This window comes from Sulfuritortus calidifontis (assembly GCF_003967275.1).
In the GTDB taxonomy this organism is placed as follows: Bacteria; Pseudomonadota; Gammaproteobacteria; order Burkholderiales; family Thiobacillaceae; genus Sulfuritortus; species Sulfuritortus calidifontis.
This window is the reverse complement of the sequence record NZ_AP018721.1, coordinates 782380-802704: the sequence shown is the minus strand read 5'-3', so window position 1 is coordinate 802704 and position 20325 is coordinate 782380. Positions and strand designations below refer to the sequence as shown.

At 61.1% G+C, this 20325-nt stretch carries 24 protein-coding genes; 18 read left to right on the top strand and 6 right to left on the bottom strand.

Annotated features, from left to right (window positions below; genetic code table 11):
- Positions 1-74: 74 nt before the first annotated feature.
- Positions 75-926, bottom strand: a complete 852-nt coding sequence (locus tag EL388_RS04330; protein WP_126460151.1) for a LysR family transcriptional regulator — start codon at positions 924-926, stop codon at positions 75-77.
- Between the two features lie 119 nt (positions 927-1045).
- Between EL388_RS04330 and EL388_RS04325 the strand changes: the two genes are divergently transcribed.
- The 12 genes from EL388_RS04325 (at position 1046) to EL388_RS13810 (ending at position 8117) form a co-directional block, all read left to right on the top strand.
- Positions 1046-1795, top strand: a complete 750-nt coding sequence (locus tag EL388_RS04325) for an HPP family protein (RefSeq protein ID WP_126460149.1) — start codon at positions 1046-1048, stop codon at positions 1793-1795.
- A gap of 68 nt (positions 1796-1863) precedes the next feature.
- Positions 1864-2409 carry a glycine cleavage system transcriptional repressor gene (locus EL388_RS04320; RefSeq protein ID WP_126460147.1) on the top strand — a complete coding sequence of 182 codons (546 nt, stop codon included), beginning with the start codon at positions 1864-1866 and terminating at the stop codon, positions 2407-2409.
- A 12-nt stretch (positions 2410-2421) separates the two neighbouring features.
- Positions 2422-3273 carry a GGDEF domain-containing protein gene (locus EL388_RS04315; protein WP_126460144.1) on the top strand — a complete coding sequence of 284 codons (852 nt, stop codon included), beginning with the start codon at positions 2422-2424 and terminating at the stop codon, positions 3271-3273.
- Between the two features lie 134 nt (positions 3274-3407).
- The gene (locus EL388_RS04310; protein ID WP_126460141.1) at positions 3408-5024 is read left to right on the top strand and encodes a peptide chain release factor 3; all 1617 of its coding nucleotides are present in this window, start codon (positions 3408-3410) and stop codon (positions 5022-5024) included.
- 183 nt (positions 5025-5207) lie between these two features.
- Entirely contained in the window at positions 5208-5489 is a 282-nt protein-coding gene (locus EL388_RS04305; protein ID WP_126460138.1) for a type II toxin-antitoxin system HicA family toxin, read from the top strand.
- Positions 5490-5741 carry a GIY-YIG nuclease family protein gene (locus tag EL388_RS04300; protein ID WP_232019178.1) on the top strand — a complete coding sequence of 84 codons (252 nt, stop codon included), beginning with the start codon at positions 5490-5492 and terminating at the stop codon, positions 5739-5741. It abuts the gene before it with no gap.
- 104 nt (positions 5742-5845) lie between these two features.
- Entirely contained in the window at positions 5846-6139 is a 294-nt protein-coding gene (locus EL388_RS04295) for a toxin-antitoxin system TumE family protein (RefSeq protein WP_126460134.1), read from the top strand.
- A gap of 5 nt (positions 6140-6144) precedes the next feature.
- Positions 6145-6492, top strand: a complete 348-nt coding sequence (locus tag EL388_RS04290; RefSeq protein ID WP_165919154.1) for an HVO_A0114 family putative DNA-binding protein — start codon at positions 6145-6147, stop codon at positions 6490-6492.
- 625 nt (positions 6493-7117) lie between these two features.
- Positions 7118-7330 carry an antitoxin MazE family protein gene (locus EL388_RS04280; protein ID WP_126460128.1) on the top strand — a complete coding sequence of 71 codons (213 nt, stop codon included), beginning with the start codon at positions 7118-7120 and terminating at the stop codon, positions 7328-7330.
- Positions 7327-7650, top strand: coding sequence for a type II toxin-antitoxin system PemK/MazF family toxin (locus EL388_RS04275; protein WP_126460125.1), 324 nt, complete (start codon positions 7327-7329; stop codon positions 7648-7650). Before EL388_RS04280 ends, EL388_RS04275 begins: the two co-directional genes overlap by 4 nt.
- 69 nt (positions 7651-7719) lie before the next feature.
- The gene (locus EL388_RS04270) at positions 7720-7953 is read left to right on the top strand and encodes an addiction module protein (RefSeq protein ID WP_126460122.1); all 234 of its coding nucleotides are present in this window, start codon (positions 7720-7722) and stop codon (positions 7951-7953) included.
- The gene (locus EL388_RS13810) at positions 7950-8117 is read left to right on the top strand and encodes a hypothetical protein (RefSeq protein WP_165919155.1); all 168 of its coding nucleotides are present in this window, start codon (positions 7950-7952) and stop codon (positions 8115-8117) included. The genes EL388_RS04270 and EL388_RS13810 overlap by 4 nt, the downstream gene beginning before the upstream one ends.
- Positions 8118-8599: 482 nt before the next feature.
- On the opposite strand, the gene EL388_RS04265 is transcribed toward EL388_RS13810, so the two are convergent.
- The 4 genes from EL388_RS04265 to EL388_RS04250 all read right to left on the bottom strand — a co-directional run bounded on the left by EL388_RS04265 (position 8600) and on the right by EL388_RS04250 (position 10593).
- Complete coding sequence (locus tag EL388_RS04265) at positions 8600-9001, bottom strand: CopD family protein (RefSeq protein ID WP_338057666.1); 402 nt, start codon at positions 8999-9001, stop codon at positions 8600-8602.
- Positions 9002-9126: 125 nt separating this feature from the next.
- Complete coding sequence (locus EL388_RS04260; RefSeq protein ID WP_126460119.1) at positions 9127-9549, bottom strand: type II toxin-antitoxin system VapC family toxin; 423 nt, start codon at positions 9547-9549, stop codon at positions 9127-9129.
- Positions 9546-9797 (bottom strand): type II toxin-antitoxin system Phd/YefM family antitoxin, encoded by a 252-nt coding sequence (locus tag EL388_RS04255; protein WP_126460116.1) that lies wholly within the window; start codon positions 9795-9797, stop codon positions 9546-9548. Before EL388_RS04255 ends, EL388_RS04260 begins: the two co-directional genes overlap by 4 nt.
- A gap of 337 nt (positions 9798-10134) precedes the next feature.
- Positions 10135-10593, bottom strand: a complete 459-nt coding sequence (locus EL388_RS04250) for a CopD family protein (RefSeq protein WP_126460113.1) — start codon at positions 10591-10593, stop codon at positions 10135-10137.
- 111 nt (positions 10594-10704) lie between these two features.
- On the opposite strand from EL388_RS04250, the gene EL388_RS04245 reads away from it, so the two are divergent.
- The 3 genes from EL388_RS04245 to EL388_RS04235 all read left to right on the top strand — a co-directional run bounded on the left by EL388_RS04245 (position 10705) and on the right by EL388_RS04235 (position 16372).
- The gene (locus tag EL388_RS04245; protein ID WP_126460110.1) at positions 10705-13566 is read left to right on the top strand and encodes a type I restriction endonuclease subunit R; all 2862 of its coding nucleotides are present in this window, start codon (positions 10705-10707) and stop codon (positions 13564-13566) included.
- A gap of 81 nt (positions 13567-13647) precedes the next feature.
- Positions 13648-15090 carry an ATP-binding protein gene (locus tag EL388_RS04240; RefSeq protein WP_126460107.1) on the top strand — a complete coding sequence of 481 codons (1443 nt, stop codon included), beginning with the start codon at positions 13648-13650 and terminating at the stop codon, positions 15088-15090.
- Positions 15091-15223: 133 nt separating this feature from the next.
- Positions 15224-16372: a restriction endonuclease subunit S gene (locus tag EL388_RS04235; RefSeq protein WP_165919156.1), complete on the top strand. Its 1149-nt coding sequence runs from the start codon at positions 15224-15226 to the stop codon at positions 16370-16372.
- Here EL388_RS04235 and EL388_RS04230 read toward each other — a convergent pair.
- Positions 16321-17432 (bottom strand): IS3 family transposase gene (locus EL388_RS04230; protein ID WP_420856648.1). Its coding sequence is split into 2 segments (ribosomal slippage): positions 16321-17177 and positions 17177-17432, totalling 1113 coding nucleotides; the frame shifts between segments, so codons are not numbered across the junction. The two genes, EL388_RS04235 and EL388_RS04230, sit on opposite strands and share 52 nt — an antisense overlap.
- 35 nt (positions 17433-17467) lie before the next feature.
- Between EL388_RS04230 and EL388_RS14400 the strand changes: the two genes are divergently transcribed.
- From EL388_RS14400 to EL388_RS04215, 3 genes are read left to right on the top strand one after another with little or no spacing between them, the layout of a single operon-like run.
- Positions 17468-17824 (top strand): restriction endonuclease subunit S, encoded by a 357-nt coding sequence (locus EL388_RS14400; protein ID WP_420856651.1) that lies wholly within the window; start codon positions 17468-17470, stop codon positions 17822-17824.
- Positions 17811-19244: a hypothetical protein gene (locus tag EL388_RS04220; RefSeq protein WP_126460098.1), complete on the top strand. Its 1434-nt coding sequence runs from the start codon at positions 17811-17813 to the stop codon at positions 19242-19244. Before EL388_RS14400 ends, EL388_RS04220 begins: the two co-directional genes overlap by 14 nt.
- A gap of 2 nt (positions 19245-19246) precedes the next feature.
- Positions 19247-20323, top strand: a complete 1077-nt coding sequence (locus EL388_RS04215; protein WP_126460095.1) for a PDDEXK family nuclease — start codon at positions 19247-19249, stop codon at positions 20321-20323.
- Positions 20324-20325: the final 2 nt, after the last annotated feature.

Genomic DNA, 20325 nt, shown 5'->3' with positions numbered 1-20325 from the left:
CCTGACTTTGCCAGCCGACTATGACAGCAGGATGAACCAACGGCGCTGTCGCCGCCCCGGAAACCGGGACCGGCTCAGCGCGCCCGCTCCTCAGCGCCCATCTCGCGCAGCTTTTCGATGGCGCGGATGAAGGCCGGATCGCTGCGGTCCTGCGGGTAGACCATATAGGCCGGCAGCCGGATCAGTGGCCGCTCGTCCATGCGCCAGAGCCGGCCCTGTTCGATCGCGGCGCGCACCATGCGCTCGGGGAAGTAGCCCGAGCCGCCATAGGCCTGGATCAACTGCAGGCCGAGCCAGCCGATGTTGACCACCCGGGCCGAGGTGTCGAGGTCGGGAAAGCGGCTGCCGAACTGGGTGTGGAACTCCGCGCCCCAATCGACGTGGATGTAGTTCGGGTCCGGCCAGGGCCGGGCCGGATCGCTGCTCACCAGCACCAGCGATTCGTCGAACAGTCGCTCCACTGCCAGCCCCGGCCGGCTCTCCGGCGTGTACATCACCCCGATGTCGATGGTGCCCTGCACCAGCCCCTGCATGATGCCCTCCTCGAAGCCGATCTCCAGCCGCAGCGAGACATCGGGCACCTCGCGCCGCATCCAGTCGGCCCACAACGGCAGGAAGTCCTCCCACAGGGCGATGCGCCCGCTCAGGGTGAGGCTGCCGGAAAAGCCGCTGGGCAGGCTGACCTCGTGCCGGGCCTGCTCCAGAGTGCGGACCAGGGCCTTGGCGTGGCGCAGAAAGCGCCGGCCGGCGGCGGTGAGTTCGGCCCCGCCGCGGCCGCGGGTGAACAGGCGCACGCCCAGCTGGCCTTCCAGGCTCTGGATGCGGCTGCTCACGGTGGACTGGGTGACATGCAGGCGCTCGGCCGCGCCGACGAAGTTGCCGGCGGCGACCACGGCGAGAAAAGTGCGGGCGTGTTCGATGTCCATGGCAGTTAGCTTATATCGAATATCCCGATACGTTAATGCAAAATATATCGTTTGTTCGATTTAAAACACCTCCATAAACTTCGCTTATCCGGTTATCAGGCAGCGCGTTGGGGGCGGAATTGGGCATCAGGACGAGATGGAAACGCTGGTTCGGTGACGACCCGCACCCGGTCAGCCATGGCGAAAAGCTGTTGTCCGCCCTCGGCGCCTTTTTCGGCATCCTCGGTCTGCTGGTCATCAGCAACAACGTGCTCGATATCCAGGGGACCGCCCTGGTGGTCACCTCCATGGGCGCCTCGGCCGTGCTGGTGTTCGCCGCGCCGCACAGCCCGCTGTCGCAGCCCTGGCCGGTGCTCGGCGGCCACCTGCTGTCGTCCACGGTCGGCATCGTCTGCGCCATGCTGATCGACGACATGCTCACCGCCGCCGCCGTAGCCGTGGCGCTATCCATCGCGGTGATGTTCTACACCCGCTGCCTGCACCCGCCCGGCGGCGCCGCCGCCCTGGCCACCGTGGTCGGCGGCGAATCGGTGCGCGCCCTGGGCTTCGCCTACCTGGTCACCCCGGTGCTGCTCAACGTGCTGGTGCTCTTGAGCGTGGCCATGATGTTCAACGCCCCCTTCCTGCACCGCCGCTACCCGCGCTGGCTGGCCGAGCTGGGCGCCGCCAACGCGGCAAGCCAGGCGACCGCGGAGGCCGCCCCGACCGAAGCCGAGGAAAAACTGGTCATCGCCCACAGCGACCTGGTCTATGCCCTGTCGCAGATCGATTCCTACGTCGACATCTCCGAAGAAGACCTGCTGCGCATCTACCAGCTGGCCACCCAACATGCCCAGGTGGATGGCGACAAAATGCCGCAGGCCGCCTGAGGGCCAAACGACCGGGCCGGGCCGTGGCCGGCTACAATGAGGCCATACCAACTCGCCCGCTCATAAACATGGCCTCACACAACCCGCGCGACTTCCTTGCCATCACCGCCACCGGCGACGACCAGGTCGGCCTGGTCCAACGCTTCACCAGCAAGCTGGCCGAGGCCGGCTGCAACATCGAAGAGTCGCGCATGGCCCTGCTGGGCGGGCAGTTCGCCATCATCATGCTGGTCTCCGGCCGCTGGGATGCGCTGTCCAAGCTGGAAGACAGGCTGCCCGCCATCGGCGAGGAACTCGGCCTCTCGCTCATCGCCAAGCGCACCCGCGAGGCCAGCCGGCCCCAGCCGGTGATCCCCTACCAGATCGAGGTGGTGGCCATGGACCACCCGGGCATCGTGCACAACCTGGCCAACTTCTTCGCCAGCCGCGGCATCAACATCGAGGACGTCAACACCAGCACCTACCCGGCGCCGCACACCGGCACGCCGATGTTCTCGGTGACCATGCGCGTCGGCATCCCCGGCGGCACCCACATCTCCAACCTGCGCGGCGACTTCTTCGACTACTGCGACGAGCTCAACCTCGACGCCACCTTCGAGCCGCCCCGCACCTAGCCACCGCCGCCCATGCCGCTCAAGCGCCTCAGCCGCCGACTCGACAGCCGAATGGTCGCGCTGGGCGGCGTCGGCATGGCGGTGGCGGCCTGGTTCATCGACGCCGCCGTCGACAGCGCCTTCTTCGATCCGGAAAGCGATTTCTGGCAATCGCTGCTGCAGCCCAACGGCCACGAGATCTGGATGCGCAGCTTCCTCGGCGTCGCCCTGATCGGCCTCGGCGCCATCGCGGCGATGCTGCTCAAGCTGCACGAATCGGCCGAGCAGGAACTGAGCTACAACCGGGCGCTGCTGGAGAAGTTCGCCAAGGACCTGGAAGTGCAGAACGCCGCCCTGCTGCGCGAGATCGGCCAGCGCAAGGAGGCCGAGCTCAAGCTGTCCAAGCTGGCCACCACCGACCCGCTCACCGGCATCTACAACCGGCGCAAGTTCGACGAGACCCTGCAGGACGAGATCAAGCGCGAGGCCCGCTACAAGCGCGGCCTGGCCCTGATCATCCTGGACATCGACCACTTCAAGAAGATCAACGACAACTACGGCCACGACGTGGGCGACCAGGTGCTCATCCGCCTGGCCGACCTGATCAAGCGCCACGCCCGCGAGGCCGACAGCTTCTTCCGCATCGGCGGCGAGGAGTTCGCCCTGATCAGCTACACCCACAACAGCGAAGACCTGCACGACACCGCCGAGCGCCTGCGCATACTGGTCGAGGGCTTCGACTTCGAGATCGGCCAACGGGTCACCGTGAGCCTGGGCGCCAGCCGCTTCCTGCCCGGCGACAACTTCGGCAGCCTGTACAAGCGCACCGACGAGGCCCTGTACCGGGCCAAGGGCGCGGGACGGAACCGGGTGATCCTGCTCTGAATTTGCTACAATCCGCGCCACCCACCGCCCGCCCACCGGCCGGCGGTTTTTGTTTTTGGTTCCGGCCGCTTTGCTTAACATCGGCCTACCGATGTTAGCCTCCACCGAAACTGCGTTTTATTCAAACCGATAGCATGAGCGCCCCCCCCTTCCCGCCCGAACTGGTCCGCGACGTTGCCAAGCGCCGCACCTTCGCCATCATCTCCCACCCTGACGCGGGCAAGACCACGCTGACGGAAAAGCTGCTGCTGTTCGGCGGCGCCATCCAGATGGCCGGCACGGTGAAGGCGCGCAAATCGGCCCGCCACGCCACCTCGGACTGGATGGAAGTGGAAAAGCAGCGCGGCATCTCGGTGACCAGCTCGGTGATGCAGTTCGACTATGCCGGCCACACCATCAACCTGCTCGACACCCCCGGCCACGAAGACTTCTCGGAAGACACCTACCGCGTGCTCACCGCCGTCGACGCCGCAGTGATGGTGATCGACGCGGCCAAGGGCGTCGAGGCGCAGACCATCAAGCTCTTGGAGGTCTGCCGCCTGCGCAACACGCCCATCATCACCTTCGTCAACAAGCTGGACCGCGAGGTGAAGCCCACCGTCGAGCTGCTGGAAGAGATCGAGTCGGTGCTCAAGATCGACTGCGCCCCGGTGACCTGGCCCATCGGCATGGGCAAGAACTTCCGCGGCGTCTACCACCTGCTGCACGACCAGACCATGCTGTTCCAGGCGGGCGAGGAGCACGCCGGCGGCGCCACCGAGCTGATCGAGGGCCTGGGCAACCCCAAGCTGGACGCGATGTTCCCCATGGAAATGGGCCCCACCCGCGAGGAGGTCGAGCTGATCCAGGCCGCCAGCCACCCCTTCGACATCACCGCCTTCCTGGCCGGCCGGCAAACCCCGGTGTTCTTCGGCTCGGGCATCAACAACTTCGGCGTGCGCGAGATTCTGCAGGCCCTGGTCGAATGGGCGCCGCCGCCGCAACAGCGCGACGCTGGGTCACGCATGGTCGAGCCGGCCGAGAAACCCTTCACCGGCTTCGTGTTCAAGATCCAGGCCAACATGGACCCGAAGCACCGCGACCGCATCGCCTTCTTCCGCGTCTGCTCCGGCCGCTATTCGCCCGGCATGAAGGTGCAGCACCAGCGCATGGGCCGCGAAATGAAGCTGGGCAACGCCCTCACCTTCATGGCCAACGAGCGCGTGCACATGGAAGACGCCGTGGCCGGCGACATCATCGGCATCCACAACCACGGCCAGCTGCAGATCGGCGACACCCTCACCGAAGGCGAGGCCCTGCACTTCAAGGGCATTCCCTACTTCGCGCCCGAGATGTTCCGCACCGCCCGCGCCCGCGACCCGCTGAAGAGCAAGCAGCTGCAAAAGGGCCTGAAGGAGCTGGGCGAAGAAGGCGCCATCCAGGTGTTCGAAACCACCGCCGGCGGCGCCCTGCTGCTGGGCGCCGTGGGCCAGCTGCAATTCGAGGTGGTGGCCCAGCGCCTGGCCACCGAATACAAGGTCGACGCCCTGTACGACGCCGCCGACATCCACACCGCCCGCTGGCTGAGCTTTCCCGACGAGGCCACCCGCCGCCAGTTCGAAAAAGACCAGATGCTGCGCATGGCGCAGGACGTGGACGGCAACCCGGTCTACCTGGCCACCAACCGCTACAACCTGGAACTGCTCATGGAAAAGTGGCCCAAGGTGAAATTCCACGCCACCCGCGAGCACGGGCAGAAGCTGGATAGTTAAACCCCATTCACCTCCCCCGCGTGCGGGGGAGGCTGGGAGGGGGAGCCTCTTTCCCGCCTAGTTTTGTAGGGTGCGCTCGCGCACCGGTTTCTGGTGCATGGAATGCACCCTACGCCCTGCTGAACACGGTGCCCTGCCGCAGCGGCCCGCAACGCGCTATGCTTCAAGCAAGGGGAACCCACCATGAGCCACAAACACCATGTCCAGCTGCTGCGCAGCATCTTTCAAGACCCGATACCCGGCAACCTGCACTGGCGCGAGGTCGAATCGCTGCTCGTCCATCTCGGCGCCGAGCTGAGCGCGGCGCACGGCGCGCGCTTCAAGGTGCTGCTCAACGGCCAGGAAGGCTTTCTGCACCACCCCCACCACAGCAGCACCTTCGACCGCGAAGGCGTGAAGGCCCTGCGCGAATTCCTCACCCGGGCCGGCGTATCCCCCGCGAGCTTCGAAGCCGAGGACCGCTGATTGCCGGGCTGGCACGTCTACATCCTGCGCTGCGCCGACGGCACGCTTTACACCGGCATCACCACCGACCTGGCTAGGCGGCTGGACGAGCACAACCAGGGCGGCGCCCTGGGCGCGCGCTACACCCGCAGCCGGCGCCCGGTAGAACTCATCTATTCGGAAACGGCAGACAGCCGGTCGGCCGCCGCCAAGCGCGAAGCCGCGCTGAAGAAGCTGGACCGCACGGCCAAACTGGCCCTGGCCCAACGCTAATAACTCTGGCCTGGCACAACAGTGCTAGCATTCCCCGCACAAACAAGCCCTTAGCCACACAACAAAACCCGAAGGGCTGGATAACTATGGTGAGGTAGACCATAATGAAAGCCGCGCAACTGTTCCGCCGGAAGTTTCGACAAGGCGATGTCATCGTGGAAATGGTTATCTGGCGCCTGCCCGCAAGCACGCCGGACCGGCCCAATGGCATCAAATATCGGTTCTACTGCGGCCGCCATGGCGAATGCCTCGTGCGCTACGACAACGAATCGGGCAAGGGCGACCATCGCCACTACGGGGAGGGGGAAGAATCCTACGCCTTCACCGGCGTGGACCAGCTGATTGCGGATTTTCGTGACGACTGTGCCCGATTGGCGGGCTGGGAGTGGGACCAATGAGCAAAGTGGAAATCATCATCACGACACCCGCGCAAGCGCTGAAAGATGCCGCAGCGGTATGGCAACGCGCCCAAGCCGGCGACAAGGCGATCACCGCCACCATTGGCTTCGGCTCGCCTTCCGAACTGTTCGCCGCCATCACCGACAAGCGCCTGGAACTGCTGCGCCATGTCGCCAGCCACGAAGCCCTGAACATCCATCAACTCGCCCAGGCCCTGGAGCGGGACTACAAAAACGTCCACACCGACGTAAAAGCATTGGAAGACCTGGGCCTGCTGGAACGGCAAGATGGCAAACTGATCGCCCCTTTCGATGAAATCGACATCAAGGTGGCACTAAAAGAGGCGGCGTAACACCAAGCCAAGAAGCCAGGCCGCACGGCCAAACTGGCCCTGGCCCAGCTTGCCTAATACCGAATACGGCGCTTAAAAACGCCACGGCATCTCCGCTGTGGATGAAGCCCTGGCCCAAGGCCCGGTGCACATCATCAAGAACAACCGACCACATTGCGTGATGCTGACCGAAGAACACTACCAAGATTTGCGAAGCTCAGGAAGAAGCCGCCTTGTCACGCCTGAAGGCCTCGCTCGAAGACGCCAAAGCCGGCCGCGCCACTCGCAACGAAAGCGTCGATGCCCTAACAGGCCGTTGAAAAACTACTGCGGTGGGCCATCTGCGGCGTTGCGCGGTGTTGGCTTCGGCCGCTTCGCTTAACCTCGGCGTCGCCGAGGTTAGCCTGCGCCGAAACTGCGTTTTCGCTCCCTCGCCTATCTATTTGATATGTCTCGGTCGCTGCGCTCCGTGCGCCTTGCATCTGGCCATCCTCGCTACGTTTTTCAACGGCCTGCTAATGCAACGCCTATGCAGTGCGGTCTCACCTTCCACGCCCACCTGAAACAGCACTCAATCACCCGTTGCATGTAACAAAAAACCCGCCTATCATGCGTTTCATGTAACGCTGCTTATCAGGAGGTTTTCATGGCCACCAGCACATCCGAACGGGTGCAAAAGCACCGCGACGCGCTGCGCGCAGCCGGGCTGCGCCCCTTGCAGATTTGGGTGCCCGATACCCGCCGCCCCGGCTTTGCCGAAGAATGCCGCCGGCAATCGCTGGCCTTACAAGACGATGCGCACGAACAGGAAACACTGGAATGGCTTGAAACCGCCGGCGACCGCGAGGGCTGGCAGTGAGGCGTGGTGATCTGGTCACGGTCGCCTTGCAAGGCGACCTGGGCAAACCACGCCCCGCCCTCGTCATCCAGTCCGATCTGTTCGACGCCCACCCATCCGTCACCATCCTGCCGGTCACCAGCGAACTACGCGATGCACCCTTGTTTCGCATTGCGCTCGCACCCAGCGACGAAAACGGGCTGAGCAAACCTTCTCAGATCATGGTGGACAAACCGCAATCCATCACACGCGAGAAAATCGGCAAGGTCATCGGCCACCTGGATGATGAAACCATGCTGGCAGTCAATCGCGCCCTGGCAGTTTTCCTGGGCTTTACTTGAGTGCAAGTTGAAAGCAACACCCCAACAGGCTAATCTGAACCCGAACCTTCGCCTCAAAAGGCCAACTCAATGAACGCAAATGTCGAATCGCTGGTGGAGCAGGCCAAACACCTGAGCCCCGAAGAACAGGCCATCCTGACCGATGCCCTGCACGAGATGCTGGCGCCGCCCACGCCCGAGTGGGAAACCGCCTGGCTGAAAGAATGCGAAGACCGCCTGGCCGCCTACGAGCGGGGCGAGATGCAAGCGCACGAATCCGAAGAAGTCATGGCCCGCCTGAGCAGCAAATACGGCCGACAATGAAAATCCGGGAACTGGCCGCCGCCACCCGCGACCTGGAAGAAGCCCTAGACCACTACGCAGAAATAAACCCCGACTTGGCGGCCGCCATGCTGCATGAGGTGCGGCTGGCCAAAGCGATGATCAGCCGGTTTCCCCATGCCTGGCACCCCTTAGCAGGCCGTTGAAAAACGTAGCGAGGATGGCCAGATGCAAGGCGCACGGAGCGCAGCGACCGAGACATATCAAATAGATAGGCGAGGGAGCGAAAACGCAGTTTCGGCGCAGGCTAACCTCGGCGACGCCGAGGTTAAGCGAAGCGGCCGAAGCCAACACCGCGCAACGCCGCAGATGGCCCACCGCAGTAGTTTTTCAACGGCCTGTTAGGCAGCAAACTGCGGCGCTATGCCCTGCACCGCTACCCCTACTTCATCATCTACCGCGCCAGCCAAACCGAAATTCTGATCGTGGCCTATGCCCACTTCCGTCGCCAACCGGGCTATTGGCACCAACGCACCTAACCCGCCCGTCATTGCGAGCCCGCACAGCGGGCACGGCAATCCACTCCTCCGTCATCCCCGCGCTACCTCCCCTCTCCCGCAAGCGGGAGAGGGGCTGGGGGAGAGGGCCGGGGTTACCGAAGGGTAGAGGCTCCATCAGAGGGAATTCCTTACATCAACACCGGCAACACAAACACCAGCACGATATTCAGCAGGCCCAGGGTGAGATTGGTGCCCACCAGCCGCCGAATCACCACCAGCCCCTCGCCCGCCGTGGGCCAGGCCTCGGCCTGCACCGAGCGGACAAACCGGCGGTAAGGCACGAAATACAAATAGACGAAGATCGCCGCCATCAAATAGCCGATGCCCGCCATCACATGCACATGCTTGGGCACCACGCCATTGCCGCCCACCTGCGCCACGATGGCCTGCCCCGTCACCAACAGCAGCACCACCGCCGCCCACACCCAGGGAAAAAACCGGCCGAACACCCCGGCCCACAAGCGCAGCCGCACGGGCGGCTCCAACTGCGCCGCCGCCACCGGCCGCAACACCTGATGGGCAAAGAACATGCCGCCCCCCAAACCACCGTGGCCAGCACATGCAAGAGATAAAGCAGCTTGGTCATTGGGCGCCTCTCTCAAGGCCGAGGCGGCACTTTAGCCGGGCTGTGGCACCAAGCCGCCAGCCTCAGCGGCTACAACGTCCAGGGATTGAGCACCTGCGGGTAGAGGGTGAAGTCCTGCACGTTGCGCGTGACGATGGTGAGGCCGTGGCATTGCGCGGTAGCCACAAGCAGGCCATCCATCACCGGCAACGGCTGTCCCGCCAGTTCCGCTTGTGAGGCGATCTGCGCCCACACATGCAGCGCCGCGGCATCGAGCGGCAGGATGCGCCCGGCGAAGCGTTGTTCCACCTTGCCCAGCCAGGCGGTGAGCTTCTGGCTGCGGCGCGGGTCGGTGACACGCAGCTTAAGGATGCCTTTTTCGATTTCACCTATGGTAATCACGCTGAGATAAAGGCTGGCCTCGTCCTGCTCGTCCAGCCAGGCGATAACCTGCTGTGCGGGCTCTCGTTTTGCATACTCGGAAAGCGCGCAGGTGTCGAGCAACCAGCTCATAGCTCAAACTTGCGCCCGGTATCGCGACTGCGGGCCAGGTCGAGGTCTTCGATGCCGAGCTCGGGGTGCAGCAGGGCATCGGAAAGCTTGCCTTTGCGGCGCGTGAGGCGGGCATATGCCTCGGCCGACACCACCACCGCCGTGGGCTTGCCGTGCACGGTGACCACTTGCGCGTCGCCGCCCGCCGCCCGCTTCACGAGTTGACTGAAGTTGCTTTTCGCTTCCTGCAATTGCCATTCGCTGTGCATGATGCCCTCCGCCAATTCTGACCTGTCTGGCCAGAATTTAACACGATGCCATCGGGTCTGCCACAGGTGTCTTTACTTTGTCGGCTTGGTAAAGGGAAATGCGCTTTCCTCAACCAAGCCCATAAGAAAGTTGAAGCCGTGCCTAATCAATTTTTACGACCCAACCGACAAGCGCCACCTGCTAGTCACTCAGATTGACTGCAATTTCCTGCATGCAGGCGCGGCAATCCACTCCTCCGTCATCCCCGCGCTACCTCCCCTCTCCCGCAAGCGGGAGAGGGGCTGGGGGAGAGGGCCGGGGTTACCGAAGGGTAGAGGCTCCATCAGAGGGAATTCCTTACATCAACACCGGCAACACAAACACCAGCACGATATTCAGCAGACCCAGGGTGAGATTGGTCCCCACCAGCCGCCGAATCACCACCAGCCCCTCGCCCGCCGTGGGCCAGGCCTCGGCCTGCACCGAGCGGACAAACCGGCGGTAAGGCACGAAATACAAATAGACGAAGATCGCCGCCATCAAATAGCCGATGCCCGCCATCACATGCACATGCTTGGGCACCACGCCATAGCCGCCCACCTGCGCCACGATGGCCTGCCCCGTGACCAACAGCAGCACCACCGCCGCCCACACCCAGGGAAAAAACCGGCCGAACACCCCGGCCCACAAGCGCAGCCGCGCGGGCGGCTCCAACTGCGCCGCCGCCACCGGCCGCAACACCTGATGGGCGAAGAACATGCCGCCCACCCACACCACCGTGGCCAGCACATGCAACAGATAAAGCAGCTTGATCATGGGTCGTCTCCCTCCAGGTCGAGCCTGCACTTTAACCGGCCCGGAACAAACCCACCATCCCCGCCAGGCCATTGAAATGATAGGATTCCCGGCGGGAGACCACGCACCTAAATGACCCTCGAAGCCCAAGCCCGGGAGAACATCGACAAGCTACTGCAAGCAGCCGGTTGGCATGTCTGCGATGCCGCCGCGGCCAACATCCACGCCGCTCGGGGCGTCGCCATTCGTGAATTCCCCCTGAAGTCCGGCCACGGCTTCGCCGATTACCTGCTCTATGTGGACGGCAAGGCCGCCGGTGTGATCGAGGCCAAGAAAGAGGGCGTCACCCTCACCGGCGTCGAGACCCAATCAGACAAATACACCCAGGGCCTGCCCGCCGGCCTGCCGCGCTGGAGCAACCCGCTGCCGTTTGCCTACCAGTCCACCGGCGTGGAAACACGCTTCACCAACGGCCTCGACCCGCAGCCGCGTTCCCGCCCGGTATTCGCCTTCCATAAGCCCGAACTCCTGGCCGAGTGGCTGGCCTATCTCCCCTCGCCCTCCGGGAGAGGGGCCGGGGGTGAGGGAACAGCCCCCGCGGTTGCCCAGCCTTCAGCCACCTTCCTCGCCAACCTCCAGCACATGCCGCCGCTCAAGGAAGAAGGCCTCTGGCCCGCCCAGATTCAAGCGATCCGCAACCTGGAAAAATCCCTGGCGGAAAACCGCCCGCGCGCTCTGATCCAGATGGCCACCGGCTCGGGCAAGACCTTCACCGCCATCTCCTTCATCTACCGGCTCATCAAGTTCGCCGGCGCCCGGCGCGTGCTGTTCCTGGTCGATCGCGGCAACCTCGCCGACCAGACCCTCAAGGAATTCCAGCAATACGCCTCGCCCTACAACAACTTCAAGTTCACCGAGGAGTACATCGTCCAGCGCCTCTCCAGCAACACCCTGGACACCACCGCCCGGGTCTGCATCTCAACCATCCAGCGCCTGTACGCCATGCTCAAGGGCAAAGACCTGCCGGAAGAGCTGGACGAGGAATCTGTCGACCAGCTCGGCAGCCTGTTCAAGCAGCCCGAGCCCATCGAGTACAACCCCAGCATTCCCATCGAAACCTTCGACATCATCGTCACCGACGAATGCCACCGCTCCATCTACAACCTCTGGGCGCAGGTGCTGGAGTACTTCGACGCCTACCTCATCGGCCTCACCGCCACGCCCAGCAAGCAGACCTTCGGCTTCTTCAACCAGAACCTGGTGATGGAGTACAACCACGAAATGGCCGTGGCCGACGGCGTCAACGTCAACTACGACGTCTACCGCATCCGCACCGCCATCACCGAACAGGGCTCCAAGGTGGAGTCCGGCTACGCCGTGCAGATCATGGAGCGCGAGACGCGTAAAAAGAGGTGGGAACAGCTCGACGACGACTTCAGCTACGACCCCAACCAGCTCGACCGTGACGTGGTCGCCCCGGACCAGATCCGCAAGATCATCCAGACCTACCGCGACAAGCTGTTCACGGAAATCTTCCCCGGCCGCACCTGGGTGCCCAAGACCCTCATCTTCGCCAAGGACGACGCCCACGCCGAGAACATCGTCGAAATCGTGCGCGAGGAATTCGGCAAGGGCAACGACTTCGCCCAGAAAATCACCTACCGCACCACTGGCGCCAAGCCCAAGGACCTCATCAACGAATTCCGCACCAGCCCCATGCCCAGGGTCGCCGTCACCGTGGACATGATCGCCACCGGCACCGACATCAAGGCGGTGGAAGTCGTCTTCTTCATGCGCGCCGTCAAATCCCGCGCCTTCTTCGAGCAGATGAAAGGCCGCGGCGTGCGCGTGATTGCGCCCGACGACCTGCAGAGCGTCACCCCCGACGCCCGCGCCAAGGACCACTTCGTCATCGTCGATGCGGTGGGCGTGTGCGAGCAGGACAAGACCGACTCCCGCCCCATGGAGCAAAAGCCCACCGTCAGCTTCGAAAAGCTCATGCAGGCCGTCGCCTTCGGCAACACCGAAGACGACGTGCTCACCTCGCTCGCCGGGCGGCTGGCCCGCATGGAACACCGCATGAGCGCGGAAGACGACCGGCAAATCCGCGCCCTCTCCGGCGGCCTGAGCATCAAGCAGCTCAGCCACCGCATCATCGCCGCCCTCGACCCGGACCGCCACATCGAACAGGCCAAGCTGGACCTGGGGCTCGCCCCCGGCGACGACCAACCCATCCCGGAGCCGGCGCTGGCCGCCGCCCGGCACAAGGTCATCCAGGAAGCCATCAAACCCTTCTTCGAGCCCAAGCTGCGCGAAGCCATCGACACCATCAAGAAGAAAAACGAAGTCGTCATCGACACCGTCAGCGCCGACCAGGTCCTCGAAGCCGGCTTCTCCCAAGACGCCCTCGACCGCGCCAGGGGCATGGTCCAGTCCTTCGAGCAGTTCATCGCCGAGCACAAAGACGAAATCACCGCCCTGCAGGTGCTCTACGGCAAGCCCTACAAGCAGCGCCTCACCTTCGAGGCCGTGAAAGAACTCGCCGACGCCATCGAAAAGCCGCCCTACCTGTGGAACGAATCGCAACTGTGGAACGCCTACGCCGCCCTGGAAAAATCCAAGGTCAAGGGCGCCTCCGGCCGCCGCATCCTCACCGACCTCGTCTCGCTGGTTCGCTTCGCCATCCACCAGGACAACGAACTCATCCCCTTCCCCGAGCGCGTCAACGCCAACTTCAGGGCGTGGCTGGCCTCTCAACCCCCTCTCCCCCGGGGAGAGGGCCGGGGTGAGGGTGGTGTTGGCCGCTTCACCCCCGAACAACTCAAGTGGCTCGAAATGATCCGCGACCACATCGCCGCCAACCTCGGCATCGAGCCGGACGACTTCGAATATGCGCCGTTCTCACAACACGGCGGCCTTGGCAAAGTGCATCAACTGTTCGGCGATCAGCTCGGCCCGCTCGTATCGGAGCTGAATGCCGTTCTGGTTGCATAAGGCCTGAAAATTGCCTTTAATTGAAATATATACAAAGTGCAGTTACTATATATTTACTATTTTTCATTATAAGGCTGCCGCTTGAAGGATTTTTTCGACAACGCCGAGATCCTGAATGTCCTCCATGGATTCAATCCCTGGTGGAGCGGGCGTCCCTATGCCGTCCCGTCGTTCCGGCGGCTTGCCTACGGAGCCTGCCGTTCCTATCTGGATAACCCGGACCTGCGCCGCGCGATTCTGCTCTCCGGCCCGCGCCGTGTGGGCAAAACCACGCTGCTGCAGCAGCTCGCCGAAGGTTTCCTGCGCGAGGGCGCCGACGCCAAGAGCATCCTCTATCTGAGCCTCGACCACCCGCTACTCAAGCTGCTTTCCCTGCGCGACATCCTCGCGCTCTACCACGCCCACCTCCACCCGGAAGGCAAGCCCGCGCTGCTCCTGCTCGACGAAGTCCAGTACGCCAGCGGCTGGGAAACCGAAGTCAAGCTCCTGGTCGATCACCAGCCGGCCTACCGTATCGTCGCCACGGGCTCGGCCAGCGTGGTGCACAAGGAAAAACTCGCGGAAAGCGGCGTTGGCCGCTGGATCACCCTCCCCGTGCCGACGCTCTCGTTCTACGAATTCGTGCACATCCGCAATGAGGCCGTACCGGACCTTTCCGCCACGCAACGGCCCGCCGACCTGTTCATCGCCACGGATGCCGACCGCCTGCACATTGCCGCGCAACTGCGCCCCTTGCTGCCGCTGTTCAATCGCTATCTGCTCACCGGCGGGTTCCCCGAGACGGCGCGCCAGGACGACATCGCCCTGTGCCAGCGCCTGTTGCGCGAAGACGTGGTCGAGCGTGTGCTCAAGCGCGACATGACCGCGCTGTTTGGCGTGCGCAACGTCAACGATCTGGAGCGGCTGTTCATTTACCTGTGCCTGCACACCGGCGGCATCCTCGCGCATAACACCGTCGCGCGCGATCTGGAGACTTCTGCCGCCACCGTCGGCAACCACCTCGAACTGCTGCGCGCCGCCAACCTCGTCTACTGCCTGCCGCCCGTCGCCATCAGCGGCAAGAAGGTCCTGCGCGCACGCAACAAGTACTACCTGGTCGATGCCGCGCTGCGCAACGCCGTCCTCCTGCGCGGCGAAGAAGTGCTGGCCAATGCCGACGACATGGGCATGATCGTCGAAACCACCGTGTTGCGGCACCTCTACGCCTACCACTACCGCGACACGCCCCAGATCGCCTACTGGCGCGACGCCGTCACCGGCAAGGAAGTGGACATCATCGTCAAAAGCCCGGCCTACCACTTCGCCTTCGAGATCAAATACCGCAGCCACGCCGAAGTGGAGGCCAAGAGCGGCCTGGCCCTCTACTGCAATGCCGAAAAACTCAAACAGGCCTACCTCGTCACCCAGCAGGACACCGACTTCGGCGTGACCGAGCTGCCGGGCGTGACAACACGCTTCCTCAGGGTGCCGGCGCACATCCTGTGCTACCTGCTGGGGCAGGCGGAGCGGCTGCTGTGGAAATGATGCGCGGCCACGTCCCTTATTCACTGCCCCCTCTCCCGCTGGGAGTGGGCTGGGGTGAGGGCGGCAAGGTGCATCAGCTGTTCGGCGACAAGCTGAATGCAATTATTGGAGAATTGAACGAGACCTCAGCAGCGTGAGCACCAGAGACAGCACTGTAATTGAAGAAGGAAACAACCTTCCCGAGGGTTGGAAGTGGGCAACACTTGGCGATGTCACCGAGAAGTCGCAATACGGCTGGACAACGAAGGCGAATCACAGCACCGGCAGACTAAAGCTGTTAAGAACCACTGATATCACTTCCGGTTCGATCGACTGGTCATCTGTTCCTTACTGTACGGATGAGCCAGAAGATGTTGAGAAGTACTTGCTTGAGTCTGGTGACGTGCTGATTTCAAGGGCAGGATCAGTAGGGGTAAGCTTCCTTATTAACAAACCAGAGCGCGCTGTGTTTGCGTCATACCTGATTCGTTTCCGCCCCAAGAAGGAAATTCTTACCAAGTACTTTTACTACTATCTCAAGAGCCCAGCATATTGGGATGCAATCGGCGCAAGTAAATCTGGAATTGCGGTACCGAACGTCAATGCTTCAAAGCTTTCACAGGTTCCAATTCCCGTCGCACCCCTCGACCAACAAAAACGCATCGTCGCAGAAATCGAAAAGCAATTCTCCCGCCTCGACCAAGCCGTCGCCAACCTCAAGCGCGTCAAGGCCAACCTCAAGCGCTACAAAGCCGCCGTTCTCAAAGCAGCCGTCGAAGGCCGCCTCGTCGAAACCGAAGCCGAACTCGCCCGCCGCGAAGGCCGCAGCATTGAAACCGGCGCCCAACTCCTGCAACGCATCCTTGAAACCCGCCGCAGGCAGTGGAATGGCAAGGGCAAATACAAAGAACCCGCCGCACCCGACACCACCGACCTGCCCGAATTGCCGGAGGGGTGGGTGTATGTGTCTCTAGATCAGCTAACCACACAAATCGCGGATGTGGACCATAAGATGCCGAAGCCATTTGAAGGGGGCATCCCTTATGTCAGTACGAGAGACTTCATCGGTGAAAGCGAGATCGACTTCGATGGTGCCAAGCACATATCGCCATCTGATTTCGAAAACCTGTGTAAGAAAGTGCGCCCAGTTCGTGGTGACATCCTACTGTCTAGATATGGGACGGTCGGTGAGGTAAGGACTGTGGAGACGGATCTGCCATTTCAGGCCTCATACAGTATGAAGCCTCCTCGTTATTCCGTGCCACTCAGAAGTAGAGGGTTTGGGTATTTTTGCATGCGATAGGCCACCGGTGGAATCCTGCCCAGGGCTTCATGCGGTCGTTCATGGTTGTAGCGGTGCAGCCAGTCCTCCGTCAGCTTCCTGACCTCGGCCAGCGACTCGAACACATAGCAGTCCAGCACCTCGGTCCGGTAGGAGCGGTTGAACCGTTCGATATAGGCGTTCTGGGTTGGTTTCCCCGGTTGGGTAAACATCAATTCCACCTCATTATCCCTGGCCCACTGGGCCAGTGCCTGGCTGACCAGTTCCGGGCCGTTGTCCAGGCGTAGCCGGCGGGGCCTGCCCCGCAGTTCAATCAATTCATTCAAGGCCCGCACCACCCTGGCCGCCGGCAGGCTAGTGTCCACCTCGATACGCAGGGCCTCGCGGCTGAACTCGTCCAGGACGTTGAAGGTCCGGAAGCGCCGACCGCTCCACAGCGCATCGGCCATGAAGTCACAACTCCAAGTATCGTTCGGCAGCGCCCCGGCCACCAGAGGCTGCTTGATGCGAGCCGGCAAGCGTTTCTTGCCCCGGCGCGGCAGGTTCAGATTGAGCTGGCAATACACCCGCCACAGCACGGTCTTGCCCCAAGGCTGCTGTTGCAGCCTGAAGCTGTCATGCAGCAGGCCGAAACCATGCCGGGGATTGACCGCCATGTAGGCCTGTACCGCCTCGATGACGGCGCTGTCATCGCGCCGAACCGGCACATAGTGCCGGCTGGATCGGGCTAGCCGTACCGCCCGGCAAGCCTGGCGTTCGGACAAGCCATGCGCATCCATCAGCACGTCGGCCAACTCAATCTTGCGCGCCGGGGCTAGAGCTTTCGGGAGACAACGTCCTGCAGGGCGTTGTGCACCATGGCCAGTTCGGCATACATCTTCTTGAGCCGCGCATTCTCGGCCTGCAGGTCTCGCAACTGCCTGAGCTGGGACACTTCCATGCCGGCGTAGGCCGACTTCCACTTGTAGTAGGTGGCGTCCGAGATGCCGTGCTTGCGGCAGGTTTCGCCGACCTTGGCGCCCAGTTCGACCTCCTTGAGGATCGCCACGATCTGCTGCTCGGTGAATTTCGATTTCTTCATGTAGAGCTTCCTTTCAGGGAAAACTCTACTTCATATTGGCCCGAATATCCGAGGAGGCTTCAAGTATTGCGATCTTGAAGCCAGTACGTGGTGAATGGCGCACAGGCTATCTTTCCACGTGCCTGAAGTCAGAAGTTATTCAGTTGCAGATAAAGCGTGACGTAAGGGGGGTGACCCAACCTGATTTGGGGCTGGCCCACATACGACAATTCGTTGTGCCTATTCCACCGCTCGGTGAACAACACCGCATCGTCGCCGAGGTCGACCGTCGGCTCTCCCTCCTGCACGAAGTCGAGGCGCAGGTGGACGCCAACCTCCAACGTGCAGAGCGATTGCGAGCCTCGACCTTGGGTCGCGCATTCTCGGGGGGGCTTTCTTATGCGGGTATCTAAATGCTTCGCCTTAGGTCGAACTCAGCCGACACTCGATTTTGTTGATGTTCATGTCGATACCGACACTGCCGTATTTGTCGACCCGAATGCCATAAGAGCCCTTGATACAACTTGGGGTGCTGAATGTAGATCTCTGCTTCAGCACTTTTTCCAGCACATACTTAATCTGATAGCCAATGGCTCTAATAATGAAGCGATGTCATTACTGGCTTCGCTTCGCGAGCGAAACGAGTTCCATTTGGGCTTCTCTGTTGGCGAGTCTCAAGGTCGTGGCTTTGGCTCGGGGCACGCATCTGACGTTTGGAAAGCCCTTACCAAAAGCAAGGCGGCGAAGACTGGCTTGTTGCAAGACATTGAGGATACCTGTCTCTTAATCGAAGGTATCGGACCAGATATGGTGTCGGATGCTGCCTGCAATGTGATTCGTGGACCGTTGATTCGCTACACCCAAGATATGTGCAGGTTCTACGGGATTCCAATGCAGCCGGAAGTGGCCTCGGGGCCAATATGGAATCCTCAAACGCTGTCGTGGGAGGAGCAACTCATCGAGTTGCCAGTTGTAAAGCACCAACGCTTACTCTTAGTACCAAAGGTGATAGCGCGTGTAAATTTTTCATTCTCGAATGATGAGTACTTTCGACATTACTTACTACCACAATTGCAGAAAGAAGAGCTGGCAGCCAACTCTGGACTTGTTCAGTTGCTCAAAGATGGACGCCGCCGTGTTACGAAAAAGAGCCTGGTAGATAAATATGGAGCTGGCAAGCTCGTCTGTGTCGATCTAACCATTCCGCGAGCTCAAGTGCTGAACAAGTATAGGAATGACAAGAGACAGCGCGCAGGCAGGGCGATGACACATGACGAGGTGGCTGAAGCAGTACATACCGATATACCTGACTGGGACCAACTGCTACAACGTGTGCTTAAGGTTGTTCCAGGCAATGCAGGTGCCACGGACTACGAGAACGCGATAGAGGCGCTGCTAACAGCTCTTTTTTATCCAGCATTGCTTCACCCGTTCAAGCAGCACCCCATTCATCAGGGGCGCAAAAGAGTTGATATTACTTATGCGAACGCTGCCAATAGTGGGTTCTTTCACTGGATTGGCCTGCATCACCCCTCGGCAATGATTTTTGTTGAATGCAAGAACTACGGGAAGGAAATTGGCAATCCTGAGCTAGATCAGATTAGCGGCAGGTTCAGTCCGAATAGAGGAAAGGTTGGACTCCTATTCTGTCGTTCGCTAGAAAATGCCGACCTAATGGATAGGCGCTGTCGTGACACAGCTGGTGATCATCGTGGATTTGTGATGGTTCTCGACGATGAACGACTAACGCAACTAGTAAATGAAAAGAAAGCGCATCCATCCAGTGTTGAATTTCCGCGCCTGCGGCACCTCTTCACGCAACTTATATCCTAGCCATGCATATATCCAGTGTTCGCGGCCTCATTCTTGAAGAACTCGTACTGCATTTGCTCACGCTTGTTGGTTACCGCGTGGTTGCAGCCGGCGAGGAAGGAACTCGTTCAGGCCATTCAGGTCTTGAGGTGCAGGGGCGAGGCGAGTGGCACCAGATTGATGCTCTAGCAGCATTTGATCGAACGCCAGCCTTTATGTACCCACTCAGATTGATGGTGGAGGCCAAGTGCCATTCACCTGGTTACCCGGTAGGTATCCAGGTGGTACGGAATGTTGTGGGCGTTCTAAAAGACATTTCGGAAAATTATTTTACTTACCAGCCGCTTGCTCCAGGCGAAAGCCCCGTAGTGGCGCCGAGGTTCAATTATCACTCGGCTGTTTTTTCTGCGAGTGGGTACACATCGGGCGCGCAGAAATATGCGATTGCTCATCAAATCTTCTTGATTCAATACAAACGAATTAGCTTGCTCGTGCCTGTAATAGAAGGCATCAGGGGAATACGTCAGACACACGTGGAGTCCACGACGGTAGGGCAGCGCGATGACGATGACGACATTAGTAAACGGCTAAGAAGCACAGTTAGAGAGATGATCCGCGCACGTGGTGATGTTTACTGGAATCCGGATTGTGGGTTTAGTAGGGATGGAATCGAGCACCTTCGCGCAAACGTCATTATGCCCCTGCTTGATATTAATGGCTCTTACTTCGGCATGCTCCAGGGGAAATGGCCAATGCATCTGCTCTCATCGAGTTCATTGCCGCCCATAACTTTTGCTGAACAAGATGAAATACGGTGTCGAGTTTATGGCCGTGACTCAGATCGCTGGTCTTTTTCACCGGTCGACTCAAGGGAAGGCGACGCACGTTGGTTTCGGCTGGAATTTGATATCCCAGAAGAAATACTTGGCTTGGTACAGGCTGCTCGTTCTGACCCGCACTCACTTGCCCAGGTAAAGCAACAGCAATTTTCATTTCTGGACCTCGCGGGCCGCATTGGCGGTGTATATCGTCAAGTACGGCTGCGCCTAGACGAAGAATGGCTTGAGGCCTATCTACAAAGAATTAGAGCAAGAAGATAAGA